14 protein-coding genes, 1 tRNA gene and 1 other annotated feature are annotated in these 13,700 nt (G+C 40.9%); of the genes, 4 read left to right on the top strand and 11 right to left on the bottom strand.

Features of this window, described 5'->3' with window-relative positions:
- Window positions 1-480: 480 nt before the first annotated feature.
- Window positions 481-1,362, bottom strand: a complete 882-nt coding sequence (locus V7K25_RS24075) for a DUF3153 domain-containing protein (RefSeq protein WP_335161274.1) — start codon at window positions 1,360-1,362, stop codon at window positions 481-483.
- A 413-nt stretch (window positions 1,363-1,775) separates the two neighbouring features.
- Here V7K25_RS24075 and V7K25_RS24080 point away from each other — a divergent pair, with 413 nt between their 5' ends.
- Window positions 1,776-3,227, top strand: a complete 1,452-nt coding sequence (locus V7K25_RS24080; RefSeq protein ID WP_335161276.1) for a lipopolysaccharide biosynthesis protein — start codon at window positions 1,776-1,778, stop codon at window positions 3,225-3,227.
- A 469-nt stretch (window positions 3,228-3,696) separates the two neighbouring features.
- Window positions 3,697-4,776 (top strand): glycosyltransferase family 4 protein, encoded by a 1,080-nt coding sequence (locus tag V7K25_RS24085; protein ID WP_335161278.1) that lies wholly within the window; start codon window positions 3,697-3,699, stop codon window positions 4,774-4,776.
- Between the two features lie 453 nt (window positions 4,777-5,229).
- Here the strand turns inward: V7K25_RS24085 and V7K25_RS24090 are convergent, their stop codons facing one another.
- A complete protein-coding gene (locus V7K25_RS24090) occupies window positions 5,230-5,772 on the bottom strand; it encodes a tetratricopeptide repeat protein (RefSeq protein ID WP_335161280.1) in 543 nt (180 codons plus the stop codon).
- Between the two features lie 170 nt (window positions 5,773-5,942).
- Here V7K25_RS24090 and V7K25_RS24095 point away from each other — a divergent pair, with 170 nt between their 5' ends.
- Window positions 5,943-6,377, top strand: coding sequence for a hypothetical protein (locus V7K25_RS24095; protein WP_335161282.1), 435 nt, complete (start codon window positions 5,943-5,945; stop codon window positions 6,375-6,377).
- A gap of 218 nt (window positions 6,378-6,595) precedes the next feature.
- Here the strand turns inward: V7K25_RS24095 and argB are convergent, their stop codons facing one another.
- The 9 genes from argB to rplS all read right to left on the bottom strand — a co-directional run bounded on the left by argB (window position 6,596) and on the right by rplS (window position 12,388).
- Window positions 6,596-7,489: an acetylglutamate kinase gene (gene argB / locus V7K25_RS24100; RefSeq protein WP_335161284.1), complete on the bottom strand. Its 894-nt coding sequence runs from the start codon at window positions 7,487-7,489 to the stop codon at window positions 6,596-6,598.
- Window positions 7,490-8,134: 645 nt separating this feature from the next.
- Window positions 8,135-8,524, bottom strand: a complete 390-nt coding sequence (gene rplL / locus V7K25_RS24105) for a 50S ribosomal protein L7/L12 (RefSeq protein ID WP_335161286.1) — start codon at window positions 8,522-8,524, stop codon at window positions 8,135-8,137.
- Between the two features lie 93 nt (window positions 8,525-8,617).
- Window positions 8,618-9,232 (bottom strand): 50S ribosomal protein L10, encoded by a 615-nt coding sequence (rplJ, locus tag V7K25_RS24110; RefSeq protein ID WP_335161288.1) that lies wholly within the window; start codon window positions 9,230-9,232, stop codon window positions 8,618-8,620.
- A 63-nt stretch (window positions 9,233-9,295) separates the two neighbouring features.
- Window positions 9,296-9,464: a sequence feature (ribosomal protein L10 leader region), on the bottom strand.
- A 77-nt stretch (window positions 9,465-9,541) separates the two neighbouring features.
- On the bottom strand, window positions 9,542-10,255 hold the full coding sequence (gene rplA, locus V7K25_RS24115) for a 50S ribosomal protein L1 (protein WP_324985536.1): 714 nt from the start codon (window positions 10,253-10,255) through the stop codon (window positions 9,542-9,544).
- Between the two features lie 78 nt (window positions 10,256-10,333).
- A complete protein-coding gene (rplK, locus tag V7K25_RS24120; protein ID WP_100898684.1) occupies window positions 10,334-10,759 on the bottom strand; it encodes a 50S ribosomal protein L11 in 426 nt (141 codons plus the stop codon).
- A gap of 6 nt (window positions 10,760-10,765) precedes the next feature.
- Window positions 10,766-11,407: a transcription termination/antitermination protein NusG gene (gene nusG / locus V7K25_RS24125; RefSeq protein WP_322650322.1), complete on the bottom strand. Its 642-nt coding sequence runs from the start codon at window positions 11,405-11,407 to the stop codon at window positions 10,766-10,768.
- The gene (gene secE / locus V7K25_RS24130) at window positions 11,407-11,628 is read right to left on the bottom strand and encodes a preprotein translocase subunit SecE (RefSeq protein ID WP_104904953.1); all 222 of its coding nucleotides are present in this window, start codon (window positions 11,626-11,628) and stop codon (window positions 11,407-11,409) included. Before secE ends, nusG begins: the two co-directional genes overlap by 1 nt.
- Before the next feature lie 179 nt (window positions 11,629-11,807).
- A tRNA-Trp gene (locus V7K25_RS24135) sits at window positions 11,808-11,880 on the bottom strand.
- A 145-nt stretch (window positions 11,881-12,025) separates the two neighbouring features.
- Window positions 12,026-12,388 (bottom strand): 50S ribosomal protein L19, encoded by a 363-nt coding sequence (gene rplS / locus V7K25_RS24140; protein WP_094348921.1) that lies wholly within the window; start codon window positions 12,386-12,388, stop codon window positions 12,026-12,028.
- Window positions 12,389-12,542: 154 nt separating this feature from the next.
- Between rplS and V7K25_RS24145 the strand changes: the two genes are divergently transcribed.
- Window positions 12,543-13,487 (top strand): glycosyltransferase family 2 protein, encoded by a 945-nt coding sequence (locus tag V7K25_RS24145; RefSeq protein WP_335161294.1) that lies wholly within the window; start codon window positions 12,543-12,545, stop codon window positions 13,485-13,487.
- Window positions 13,488-13,700 lie beyond the last annotated feature (213 nt).

Raw genomic sequence — 13,700 nt, forward strand, 5'->3', positions numbered from 1 at the left:
CTCTACGAGCGTCTTGATTCTGACGCCTCGGCGGAGCAATCCCAAGCTTTGCTCCTGAATTCTGACTTCTGAATTCTTCTTCAACAATGACAATATTAAACAGATGAATTAGCGCTTCCGGATTGAGTCCGATAGAGACTTAACCCCCAACCCCTTCCCTTGTAGGCTATGCATTACCCGGATCTTTCTTAACATTTGCGAGAGCGATGTCTGACGACAAGCCCTTCCGGTTCGGGGGGTCGCAATCGACGGGAACCGCCAAGACTGCGACCCCCTCACCGTTTGCGTCTACACTCACCAAATCCCGAAGCCTGAAAGCTACGTTATCTATCCTCAATAAAGTTGAGTTTTTATCGAGAACACTAAGAGCTAATTTGTCAAGCCAAGAAGAAAATTAAATCCTTGTGACCCTTATAGAGCAATGGTTTCAAGAGTGTTAAGTCAGAGTGTATTGCATACAAAATCCGCGATCGCTATAGTCTACTGTTCCTGGATCGCTGCTGCTTTGGGAGAAAACTGAATTCTGGGATCTGGCATGAAATTGTATCTCAAGTACAATCCTCCCCAGACAAACAGGATAATTAACAACCCGCCAATACCAAGGGGACTGGGAAGCCAGAAAACAGCCTCTATGTGGTTTAACTCACCAGGCTGGAGTTTCCACACTAATCGATTGCCATTTTTTTCTGGCTCTATCGCAGTTTCAGTTAGTTGAATATTTTTGGCTCCCCAAGGAGTCTTCAAGCTAAATTCCAAGTCGAGAATTGAACCAGCATTAGCCAAGACGTTACCTTTGCTGGCAATTAAGGATAGCGATCGCAAATCCAAATCATAAATTAATCGATTTCGGACTAAAAGTAAAAAATTGTTCTGCTCCAAGAGGACATTTGATTCAATTTTCGGCAGTTCTGAGTCAGATTGGCTTCCCACTGAGTCAGAGGGTTGATTTGCACGGGAGTTAAAAAATTCGTTAAACTTCTCTTGTAATTCCCTACCACTACTAAAAGGAATGGTGACAATGATTTCTTCTTGGGAAACTCGCTGTGTTTTCCCGTCTAGTTGACGGGCGCGGCGCTCTATGCTGTTTAACCATTCGTACACAGAATCGCCACTAAAACTAGTTAGTCGCTCTCCCAACTTAATATGCTGTACTAGTTCCCCACTATTTGAGTTGTCAAAATTAAGCCCTACATCGTACTTAACACAGCCAGTCAGTAGCAAAGATGTTAACAGCACTAGCCAGAGAATAGGATTTCGCATGGGAAAGAGGCGGTTCATTCGATTTCGACCATTGAGTGTCAATAAAAAACTAAATGGTCTGATTAACCACAAGAAAATCTGTCTGAAAATGGAAGAATTCATAACTATAAGTCTCTCCAAAAGTCAAACTTTTTAACCAATCTTGACTTTTACCTCAACACAAGGCAATCTAGTGTTAAAGGTTTCCACCCTAGTTTCTATAATTTTGGGAAAGTTCGCAACAGACTGGTAAAGTTTATCCAATTACTACAAATTTGCAAAAGGTAGTATAATCTTTAAGGAATAATTCATTAAACGTGAAAAACTATTTTTCATAACATTACATCAATCACTTAACTAATAATATTTTACTTTGTTGTTTTTAGATTAAAAAATTTGGATAAGAACTAACGCTATGTGCAAAAATTTAGTTCTACCGCAAGAGCATCGAACTGTAATGGTTGCAAACCAAACAAACGATTACAGACACAATAAATGTACGTTCATTATAGGTTATTTCAGGGGTAGACTCTATAATGCAATCACGTAAAGATTCATCAAATTTACGACAAAAAGCTGTTAAAGGAGTGTTGTGGTCTGCTCTAGACAATTGGGGACGTCAAGTTATTGCACTTGGTGTTTTCTTCATCCTGGCACGCTTGCTAGGGCCAGAAACTTTTGGTCTAGTTGCTTTATCCACCATATTTTTGAATTTTTTGCAGATTTTTCTTGACCAAGGTTTTTCACAAGCAATTGTGCAACGTCAAGATATAGAAAAAGAACATTTAGATACTGCCTTTTGGACTAATTTAGGAGTCAGTGGACTGGTAGCAATATTAAGTATTGCTTGTGCTGGATTGATTGGTGATTTATTCAAAGAGCCACAGATTACGCCAATAATCCGCTATTTATCTCTAGGCTTTATAATCAGTGGTTTTAGTACTGTTCAAGAAGCAGTATTTCAACGAAAAATGGCTTTCAAATCCCTTGCTATACGCTCATTAGTAGCAGTAATTCTTGGCGGAATAGTCGGTTTAACTATGGCGTTTATGGGATTTGGAGTCTGGAGCCTTGTCGGTCAGCAATTAACCAATAGCTTTGCACAAGTTTTAGTACTTTGGTGGGTAAGTGACTGGCGTCCAGGATTCAGATTTTCGCCAAAACACTTCAAAGAACTATTTGCCTTTGGAGTGAATATAATGGGGATGAATTTATTTAACTTTTTAAACCGCCGTTCTGACGATTTTTTAATTGGCTATTTCCTGGGTTCTACTGCATTAGGGTATTACAGTGTTGCCTATCGTTTGCTGCTAAATTTAACGCAATTACTAACTGTCATTATTTCAAAAGTTTCTCTTTCTACCTTTTCCAGATTACAAGAAGAACCTGAAAGATTACGCAATGCACTTTATCAAGGAATTCAACTTACAAGTTTAATTACTTTTCCGGGGTTTATGGCCACGGTAATATTAGCACCTGAAATAGTATTGGTTATATTTGGAGAAAAATGGTCACCAAGTATTCCAGTAATGCAAGTTTTGAATCTTATGGGTATTATTTATGCTTATTTTTATTTCAATGCCCCTGTGATAATGGCTGTAGGAAAACCTTTTTGGAAATTGGCTTTAGATTTTGTACAAGCCGTCTGTAATGTTATTGTCTTCGCTATATCAGTTAAATGGGGAATTGTTGCTGTTGCAGCAGCTTACGTTCTCAGAAGTTATTTGATGGCACCCCTTGATATTTGGGTAGTTTGGAAGTTGATTCGCATTGATGTAGGAACTTATCTGCGCCAAGGTTTGATCCCTTTAGCAGGAACAATAATTATGCTGATTGCTATTTTTATTGTTAAATATTTTTTGAGTACATTAATCAGTTCTTTTGCGTTACTAGTTCTTTGTATATTTGTAGGTATCATAGTATACGTCTTGTCAATTTTCGTGATTGCGCCAAAATTATTTTGGCAAGTAGTAAATATTGCCCGTTAAGGCAGCAAATATAGGATTTATAAACTCCAAATAAGCTAACAGTGAACCCAAAACTGCCGCCGAAATTTTATTAGACACAGGACTAGCCCTTTCAAGGTGGCCAACGAAGATACGTTGTTTCAGTGCTACCATCTTGAATCATCCGCTCAGATTTTCGGCTTTTTGAAGGTTGAAATAACCAATTATCGGTCTAAATTTCAGCACCTTGAAAGGGCTAGACACAGGACTTACTCACTTTACAAATTGACCATCATGTGAATAGTAGCTTATTAAGCTAAAAGTCTTGCCCTGCCTCATCCCCAAGGAGAGCTAAGAATGCGATCAACAAGGCTCTACCTCCCGTTAAATCTAGGAGCTAGAGCTTCCGTTTTTTGATTTATAACCAGTCGCAAAGTTTACATCCTCTTGACACAAGATTGACAAATTATTTATGTAAACTTTAAACGACTTATAAAATGAAAAATCAAAAATGGAAAAGATAAAATCGATTTTTCTACCTAAAGCATTTGTTGAGGGTAATCCTTACATAACACAGCTAAGTGAGAATTTAGAAAAAGTAGGTATTAAATTAGCATTCCCAAGCCTTTCATCTTCAACAACCTTCTTTTTACCCTTAGTAATTTTACAGGAAAAGGCAGATTTCGTACATTTCCATTGGTTAGATACATTCTTCGCATACCCAAATCAATTTAATAATATACTCAAATTATTAATAGTTGTATTTCAACTAATTTTACTAAAGTTGTTTGGAATAAAAATTATTTGGACGGTACATAATCTTAAAAATCATGAAAACATAAACTTAACTTTCGATCGGATTTATAGCATTATCGTAGCTGAATTATCTAACGCTATCATTACTCATTGCCAAGTGGCAAAAGAAGAGGTTATACAGGAGTTTTATATTAGGAATAAAGATAAAGTATTTGTTGTTCCACATGGTAATTACATAGACTTTTACGAGAATAAGATTGAAAAAGTAACAACCAGAGAAAAATTAGGTTTAAAAGATTCTAATCTTGTTTTTCTCTTCCTTGGTTCGATTCGTCCCTATAAAGGAGTATTTGAACTTATAGATACGTTCAATCAAATACATAGTGAGAAAATCCAACTAGTCATTGCTGGCAGAGTTCACAACGATAGTCAAGAAATAACAGATATGCTTAAGCAGAAGATTGCTAATGATCAAAGAATCAAGTTTTTTCCAGGCTTCGTTCCAAATGATGAAGTTCAACTTTACATGAATGCTTGTGATGCAGTTATCTTTCCATACCGAGATATTTTGACATCGGGTGCAGTACTTTTAGCAATGTCCTTTGGTAGAGCCTGTATAGCCCCACGCAAAGGTTGCATTGGAGAAGTGCTTGACGAAGCAGGCGCATTTTTATATCAGATAGATGATGAAAATGGCTTAATGAATGCTATGAATTCTGCTGTAAAAAAGCACGATGAGCTATTTATGATGGGAGAACATAACCTCCAGCTAGCTAAAGAATATAATTGGAAAAACATTGCTGAAATGACAGCAGATGTATATTATCATTGCTGATAAAAATTAAATAATTTAGGTATATAATTATCCTCCAATTAGGCAAGAGAAAAGTAGAGTTAATGTCTTAGTGCCGCTCTGAAAGCGGTCAAAGGCAGTAATTGCTGAAGACGCCGCGCAAGCAATAGTTTCAAAGAGGGAAAAAGAAGTATTATCCAAATGGTTATTTTCGTTCGCTTGAATAATTCCATATTCATCTGAAATTACTGCTCATAGTAGGTAACCCTTTTCTGTCACTTCCCGGCAGGGCGATCGCTATAAACCTTATGAGGCAATCAATACAAGCTATACTATTAGAAAAAATGAGTCTTGTATTTGTTATTAGAAAAGAATCGCGCGATCCCTGCGGCGGCCGGAGCCATCGCTTGCTATACAAAAGCTCTAGAATTCAGAAATGGCAAATGTTTTCGGAGAGTGACAGAAGAGGGGTAACTAATCCAATGTGAGTTGTTATCAGCTTGGGTTTCCTGAAACACTCAACCAAACCAAGTACGAGATGGTTAAACCGATAGCAATTAGCGCCACCCAAATAAAGCGATTATCTCTGGTATTGACCTGACTGAGATCAACGAATTCTGGCTCCGTAGGTTTAGGCTTCTGCTGCACAGAAGATTTAGTAGACTTAGCAGCAATAGAAATTTTGAGTTCATTATCGGCTAGTGCGCCCAAGTCTGGGATTTCGGTCATCCACTCGCTAGGTCTTTTCAGCTTTGGTGCTTTTAAGATGTAAAGCATCCGTCGCGCTTGTTTGCCAATTTCAAAATGGGCATGGCGTTTAAGTCTTTCGCAAAGAGCGATCGCATCATCGGTGCGTCCAGCTGCTTCATAAGCTGTCACCAGATAGATTTCCACTTCCCCCCCAAGGCGAGAATTACGAGCTAACAGGGCGCTGGCCTTTTCTAAATTTTCTACGGCTTCGCGGTATTGCCCATTTTCAAAGGCAACTTTCCCAGCCTGGTAGCGGGTTTTAGCAATTTCTAAACTTTCTACACTCACGGTTTATACAAAAATCACCACTATTTTAATTTTGCCAATACCAGCAATCTTTTTGGAATTTTTTCAAAAGCTGGCAACCTGAAAGTAAATAAACTTCTAAAATTTTAACTAAATAGCTATGATTATTTGCTGATTAAAAATTCTGGTATCAAATGCAAGTGAGCAAAAATATGTTGAAAATCAAGCATTCGCAACTAAATTGGCTCTTAGCAGGCATGACTATAGGAGTGATGGGTGTAAGCATTGCTCCAGCTTCCGCCCAGCGTGTAATCGTAATTGATGGTGGTTATGGAGCGAGGCGTAGATGCGAAGCAGCTTGTCGTCAGACATCGCCTTCTGTTGGTTCTTTTATTTATGGTAGTCCGATTCCCACACCTATGCCTGTAGACCCAACAACAGGATTAATACCACAACGCACTCATTACTACAATTATTCCTATCCCCAGATCAGGCAGAACGTGAGAAATTCTATCCTGATTAATCCAACTTTGATTAATCCGGCAATTCGAGACTCAACCATAGTTAATCCAGTGATTATAGATAACTCATGGCATCGTAGATCATTTAGCGGTGAGCGATCGCGTGTTTTCGTTTATCCCCGGTAAGGGACTTCCAACAAATAAATTACCCAATCTTGTTAGGTGGGCTAAAAAGCCCGCCTTTAGTTACTGGGCGCTCGTATCGCCCACCCCACAAAAAGTAGTTAAGTATTTTTTTATTTGCAAGTCTCTAAAGAGAGATGAGGAAGAACTTTTTACTCCTCACTCTTAACTCCTGTACAGACGCGATTAATCGCGTCTATACTCTTAACTCCTAACTCTTACTACGTAAACTGCGAACCCAGAATCATCGTCCCAATCCCAACATCAGTAAAGATTTCTAGTAACAGAGCGTGGGGAATGCGACCATCGATAATGTGTGCTGCACGGACTCCTTGAGCAAGCGATCGCACACAACAACTGACTTTGGGAATCATCCCACCGCTAACTATACCATTGGCAATCAGTTCGCGGGCTTCACGAATATCTACTTTTGGAATCAAACTAGATGGATCTTTGTAATCTTTGAAAATTCCACTGGTGTCGGTCAGTAAAATTAACTTTTCTGCTCCTAGTGCAGCAGCGATTTCTCCAGCTACAGTATCGGCGTTAATATTATAAGCTTGTCCTGTCTCGTCTGCGGCAACGCTGGACACTACCGGAATATAGCCATTGCTAGCGAGAGTTTCTAAAATCTTGATATTTACATTGCTGACTTCTCCCACAAAACCGATGTCTTCTTGACCTTGGGGACGGGCTGTAAATAGATTACCGTCTTTACCACAAAGTCCTACAGCCAATCCACCAGCTTGGTTAATTAGCGCGACAATTTCTTTGTTCACTCGACCAACTAAAACCATTTCCACCACATCCATTGTGGCAGCATCAGTAACTCGCAGACCATTTTTAAATTGTGGTTCAATGCCTAGCTTATCTAACCAACTGTTAATTTCTGGGCCACCGCCGTGTACTACAATTGGACGCAAGCCGACGCAAGACAAGAATACAATGTCGCGGATAACTTTGTCTTTGAGTGTGCTATCTTTCATCGCTGCACCACCATATTTGACAACAACAGTGCGACCTGCGAATTGTTGAATATAAGGTAGTGCTTCGCTTAGTACACGTACACGAGTGGCTTCAGTTTGCCTGATGTATTCAGAATCGTTAACCGTCATGAGGAGCCTAACAGAGAGAGTTAAAACCTATGCAGTCAGTGTAGAAGACTTTGTAACTCGTCACAATCTCTGATGCCAAACTTGAGTATGTTTGTACTATAATGACTCTAATAATTTTCTCGACTTGCCAATGTCAATTAACTGATAGCCTCTGGTTTTGAAATCTTTATTAGTAAAAGCTTTTAGAATATTAACCAAGCAGGCTGGCGAAAAAGGCGATCGCTTATCAAAATGACCCAGATGTATCTAAGCATAAAATGGACTTAGTACAGCATTTCATTTATTCGTAGCGAATTAAATTTGGCAATACCCTGGAATGGCAACGCATCGACTAACAATTGCAACGCATTAGCTAACAATGCCAATGCGTCCCCTTGCATTAAAAACGCTACGATTTTACGCAAAGCTATACTTAGCAATGCAAATTTGTTTCTATCCCCAGGCTGAAATTACTGAAACAGGGATTCGCATATACAGATCGAGGAAATAGGTAAGTGGAATTAAAGATCGCCATAATAGATGCAGAGGTGCGAAGATTTTGGCGAGGATTGACCGAATGCTATGCAGTTGACATTGAAGAAAAATCCAAAAAAAAGGAGCCTGACTTAGGCTCCTTAATGAAAACAACTGGTAATAAAATTGTGACTACTTAACAGTCACCTTACCGCCAGCTTCTTCGATGCGCTTCTTAGCATCTTCAGCAGCATCCTTAGCAATACCTTCTTTAACAGCCTTGGGAGCAGCTTCTACCAAGTCTTTCGCTTCTTTCAGACCCAAACCGGTCAATTCCCGGACAATCTTCAGCACGGCAATCTTCTTATCAGCTGGTACTGATTCGAGAATCACTTCAAACTCGGTTTGCTCAACAGCTTCCTCAGCCGGAGCAGCAGCAGCACCAGGGCCTGCATACGCTACGCCAACAGGTGCAGCAGCACTCACGCCAAAAGCTTCTTCAATTTGCTTGACTAACTCAGAAGCTTCCAGCAAAGAAAGGGTTTTCAGTAGTTCTAAAATATTATCGGTTGCAGCAGACATTGATATAACTCCTGTAATTTTGATTATTTATTTGTCATGGGTCATTGGTCTTTAACTATAGACTTTTGACTTTTGACTGATGAACCACAAAGTCTATTCAGCAGCAGTTTCAGTGCTGCTATCAACTTCACTAGCGGTTTCGGCACTGCTATCTTGGACAGCAGCAGTTTCAGTGCTACCACCACTTTGCTCTTGGTCGGCCACAGCCTGCAAAGCACGAGCCAGTGAACCAGGAACTTCGTTGATACCCACAGCAATCTTGGTAGCCAAGGCGTTGATAGCCCTAGCAATTTGGGCGATGAGTTGTTCCTTAGATGGCAAGTCTCCTAATACCTTGACATCAGGTTCTTTGAGTAGGCGACCTTCCAGTACACCACCACGAAGTTCTGTCTTCTTACTGACTTTTTGGAATTCTTGGTATGCCTTAATTGCCGATGAAAAATCTTCTTTTACCAGCAAAAAGGCGGAAGAACCATTGAGCAATTCCGATAAAGGCTGCCATTTTTCATCATCTTTAATAGCAATGCCCATTAGAGTGTTCTTCGTTACCTTACAAACAGTGCCACTAGGACGCAGCCGCCGCCGTAAGTCTGTGATTTCAGAAACTGTTAGCCCCTGATAGTCAATTACCAGTGCCAGAGTTGACTGACTCAAAGTTTCTTTGAGGTCAGCTACTATCTCTTTTTTATTTTCTAGTGTTCTACCCATTCCAATCTCACCTCCTTAAAATAATCGGGGAAGTGCCCTATTTGTACGTTTCTTCTAAACCTGAACCCAAACAACAAACCCCAGCTAATCTAGCCGGGGTCGAGTATTAAGACTCTTGACGCCATAGTTATCACACCTTTAAGGGTGGTAATTCTGACTATTAGAGTTTTAACCTCGGCAGGATATTTAAGCTATTAGCACCTGCTGTCTCCGGCTTTGCCTATTTAACTTTGTCATTTGTCATTAGTCCTTGGTTCTTTGTCATTTGCCTTTACAAATGACTAATAACTAAGGACTAATGACTAAAAATTAACCAGCTTCGCTCAGTTTTAAATCTCGTAGGGCGGTGACATCAATTTTAATTGATGGCCCCATTGTGGCTGACACATAAAATGTGCGCCAATAACGACCTTTAGCCCCTGAAGGACGGTTACGGTCAATCGTCTCTTGTAATGCCTTCAGGTTGACTAACAAATCTTCAGGCGAGAATGTTGTCTTACCAAACATAACATGGACAATGCCAGTTCGATCAGCTCGGAATTCTAATTTACCAGCTTTGAATTCTGCGATCGCACTTCCTAAATCAAATGTTACGGTTCCACCTTTGGGTGATGGCATCAAACCACGCGGCCCAAGCAATTTACCCAGCTTTGCCACTTGTGGCATCACATCGGGTGTGGCAATCAGCTTGTCAAAATCCATTCTACCTTTCTGGATTTCGTCAATCAGTTCTTCTGAACCGACTATATCAGCACCAGCGTTGCTTGCTTCGTTGACCTTTTCGCCTCTGGCTATCACCGCCACCCGGACGATTTGTCCTGTACCTTTGGGCAGTGCTACCGTTGTCCGCAACTGTTGGTCTGTATACTTAGGGTCAATTCCCAACCGGATATGCGCTTCCGCAGCTTCGGTAAATTTAGCTGTTGCTGTATCTTTGAGAAGGGCTAAAGCCTCTAAAGGCTGATAGTCCTTATCTTCTACTTTTGCTTGCAGTCCTTGCAAACGACGCGATATTTTTGGCATTTTGTTCTCCTGGGGTAATTCCGAAGCCTCGCCTCTCCCCCGATAATTTGTTATTTGTCCTTTGTCATTTACCAATGACTAATCCGTGATTGTTACACCCATATTTTTAGCCGTTCCTGCTACAATCTTCATTGCCGCGTCTATGTCGTTGGCATTAAGATCGGGGAGTTTCGTTTGGGCTATTTCTTGCAATTGGGCTTTGCTAATTGACCCAACCTTCTTTTTGTTAGGTTCATTAGAGCCTTTTTCAACTTTCGCCGCCTTCCGAATTAGCACTGATGCTGGTGGCGTTTTGAGGACAAATGTAAAACTCCGGTCTTCAAAAACCGAGATTTCTACAGGTATCACCATTCCAGCTTGGTCTGCTGTTTTGGCGTTGTACTCTTTGCAGAACATCATGATGTTAACGCCATGTTGACCCAAGGCGGGCCCTACTGGCGGTGCTGGGTTGGCTTTTCCAGCATTCAGGGCCAGTTTAATGACCGCCACTACTTTCTTCGCCATTTGTATTTAACTCTGTTTCTCTACCTGATTAAATTCCAATTCTACTGGTGTATCCCTCCCGAAAATTGAGAGCAAGGCTTTAAGTTTACTCCGTTCTGGAGAAACTTCAATTACCTCGCCTTCAAAATCTTTAAATGGGCCAGAAAGCACCATTATCTTATCACCAGTAGCCATGTCAATTTTGAGAACCGGCTCTTGTTCGCTGGTTTGTTTGAATATACGTTCGACTTCTGAAGAACTTAGTGGTATTGGGTTCACATGACCGCGACCCTTACTGCTACCACGTTTTTGTTCTGCACCGACAAAGTTAATTACATGAGAGGTGTTTCGTACCACCTGCCAGGTATCATCATCCATCATCATCCGCACCAGCACATAGCCAGGGAAAACTTTTTCTTCTGTATGCTGGCGACTGCCATCTTTGCGGATTTTCACCGCCGGCGTTTGCGGAATTTCTACCTGAACAATTTTGTCGGCTACATCAAAAGTTTGAATGCGTTGCTCTAAGTTAGTCTTTACACGCTTTTCACAGCCTGAGGCTACTTGCACTGCATACCAGCGTGCTTCTTTTGACGCTGCTTCTGCTGTTTCTCCTGTTTCCTCCGACTGGAACGTGGAGTTGCGAGGTTCATCTGTTGCAAAAGTCATCAGAACACCTGTTGTGCTGCCCAACGAAACAATCCATCGACCAAGTATATCAAAGATGCGGAGAGTGCAACCATTAACAACACAGCGGCGGATTCGCTCACTATCTGTTTCCGACTGGGCCAAACTACTTTTTCAAGTTCTTCTTTGGTTCCCTGTATGAAGTTGTTAAAGCTAAACCCATTTGTGGTTTCTGGCAATTCTGCTTCACTTTTTTTGGCCACGACCCTTAATTCTCCCGTTTGTCATTCAATTTTGGTCATCCGGGTTTGCAGTTTCGACTCTATTTTACTTACTGAAAGCAAAACAACTACAAATACAATAAGTTTACCCGAAATTATTATCGCTAACTGCCAATATAGCAGTTGCGTAATTATTTCGGGCTTTGTTTTTTGCTCTTGAGCGCGCCCTGGAGGACTTGAACCCCCGACATCAGGTTTTGGAGACCTGCGTTCTACCAACTGAACTAAGAGCGCACAAGCTGTTTTTGATTCAGTTATTGCGCTGAACTAAGTTTCAGTTTAACGCAACACGCGACATTCATCATACCTTAATTTCGTCGAGAAGACAAGTTAGCGGCAGATGCCGCTTAAGATTTCTCTCATACTATTGAAGGACGAATCACAAAGGGCGGTCAAACCGTTGCTTGATCCGGGTTGCCTTACCTACGCGATCGCGGAGATAATACAGTTTAGCACGGCGTACCTTACCACGACGTAATACTTTGATGCTGTCAATCCGGGGAGAATGCAACAGAAACACCCGCTCAACGCCCACACCTTGAAAAACCTTACGGACTGTAATGGTTTCGTTGATGCCACCGTTGCGCTTGGCAATCACTACTCCCTCGTAGGGTTGTACACGGTACTTTTCGCCTTCCTTGATTTTCACTCCTACTTTTACGGTGTCGCCCACATAAATGTCGGGCAGATTCGATTTTATCTGTTCCGCTTCAATGGAGCGGATAATCTCTTGAGCGTTCATAGTCTTTGGTGTCTGCTTAAAAAAATCTCACGATCATCAATGATAAATCGATAATCCTATTTCAGTCTACTTATTAGGATTGATAATTTTACTGATACAACAGCCTAAAGTTCAAAGCTATATTGCAGAATGCCGTAACACAGGGGTGAAATTTATGAAATTTAGCGTCGTCATCAGTACCTATAATCGCTTAAATTTGCTACAAAGAGCAATTGAATCGGCTCGTAACCAAACAATCGAGTGTGAGGTGGTTGTTGCCGATGACTGTTCTTCTGACGATACCCAAACCTATATTAAAAGTTTAGGGGACAAGGTTGTTTACCATCGTAACGAAGTGAACCAGGGCCATGCAGCAACGGTAAATGCTGGAGTTGCCAAAGCTAGCGGCGACTGGATTAAGTTTTTAGATGATGATGACTATTTAGCAGCTAATTGCATAGAAGAGATGGCTAAGGCGATCGCACTTCGTCCCGATGCTGTAATCTGCTCTTGTGTGGCGGCTCAGGTGGATGGTAATCAAGTTGAACTCAGTCGCACCCCACAAGTAGGCCCTGGTTTAGCTTTTTATATCCCACAAGCCGATATTCACTACGGTATGCTCTTAGAGCTTGTACCTTTTGGCACACCTGTACAAGTAGCTTGCCGACGTGATGCTTTTTTGCAAACTGGTGGTTGGGACTCCACACTCGATGCTAATTGTGATGATATCGATTCCTGGATTCGGATTGCCCAGTTTGGCGATGCTATTTTCCTTAATCAGTGTCTTGCTTACCGCACTGTTTGGCCAGGTGCGTATAATCAAAAGTTTTCTTTGCCTCGACGGTTAGCTACAAATATTTTGATGAAGGAAAAAATTTACGCCTTGGTGGATGAGCAACATCGCTCAAAAATTCCTCATTTTCAGGATATAAAAAATTACTTGAAACTCCATTGGATTTTAGTAGCACTGAAGCAAAAAAATATCAAGAGTTTTCTTTCAATGATAGATGCATCTATAATTTCTCCTCAGTCTTGGAAGTTTTTGCTAACTGCTGCCTCATCACGCCGCTCTCAGGGAAACAATTCTCAAGTTCGTAAACTTGTGTTAATTGAGTCCTAATCTTTTAAGCGTTGCCGATGGTTTTTGCTGTCAAAACTTAGCATTTACAAAAGTGAATCAATAGATGATTTTGTAAATTTGTGACTAATTGAGAGTTGAAATTGAAACGTTGTCAAAGCTGAAAAGTTTTTGGGTAGGGTGTGAGATGATCGCTTCATGGGGAAGATAAAAAACGGAACAGCGTTCTTCAATCACTGTTCCGTTTTTTAAGCT

The sequence above is a fragment of the Nostoc sp. genome (genome assembly GCF_036919495.1).
GTDB lineage: Bacteria > Cyanobacteriota > Cyanobacteriia > Cyanobacteriales > Nostocaceae > Nostoc.

Excerpts from the sequence above, each read along its gene's own strand:
- V7K25_RS24075 (WP_335161274.1), bottom strand. The coding sequence starts at position 1,362 with ATGAATTCTTCCATTTTCAGACAGATTTTCTTGTGGTTAATCAGACCA.
- V7K25_RS24080 (WP_335161276.1), top strand. The coding sequence starts at position 1,776 with ATGCAATCACGTAAAGATTCATCAAATTTACGACAAAAAGCTGTTAAA.
- V7K25_RS24085 (WP_335161278.1), top strand. The coding sequence starts at position 3,697 with ATGGAAAAGATAAAATCGATTTTTCTACCTAAAGCATTTGTTGAGGGT.
- V7K25_RS24095 (WP_335161282.1), top strand. The coding sequence starts at position 5,943 with ATGTTGAAAATCAAGCATTCGCAACTAAATTGGCTCTTAGCAGGCATG.
- argB (WP_335161284.1), bottom strand. The coding sequence starts at position 7,489 with ATGACGGTTAACGATTCTGAATACATCAGGCAAACTGAAGCCACTCGT.
- rplL (WP_335161286.1), bottom strand. The coding sequence starts at position 8,524 with ATGTCTGCTGCAACCGATAATATTTTAGAACTACTGAAAACCCTTTCT.
- rplJ (WP_335161288.1), bottom strand. The coding sequence starts at position 9,232 with ATGGGTAGAACACTAGAAAATAAAAAAGAGATAGTAGCTGACCTCAAA.
- rplA (WP_324985536.1), bottom strand. The coding sequence starts at position 10,255 with ATGCCAAAAATATCGCGTCGTTTGCAAGGACTGCAAGCAAAAGTAGAA.
- rplK (WP_100898684.1), bottom strand. The coding sequence starts at position 10,759 with ATGGCGAAGAAAGTAGTGGCGGTCATTAAACTGGCCCTGAATGCTGGA.
- nusG (WP_322650322.1), bottom strand. The coding sequence starts at position 11,407 with ATGACTTTTGCAACAGATGAACCTCGCAACTCCACGTTCCAGTCGGAG.
- rplS (WP_094348921.1), bottom strand. The coding sequence starts at position 12,388 with ATGAACGCTCAAGAGATTATCCGCTCCATTGAAGCGGAACAGATAAAA.
- V7K25_RS24145 (WP_335161294.1), top strand. The coding sequence starts at position 12,543 with ATGAAATTTAGCGTCGTCATCAGTACCTATAATCGCTTAAATTTGCTA.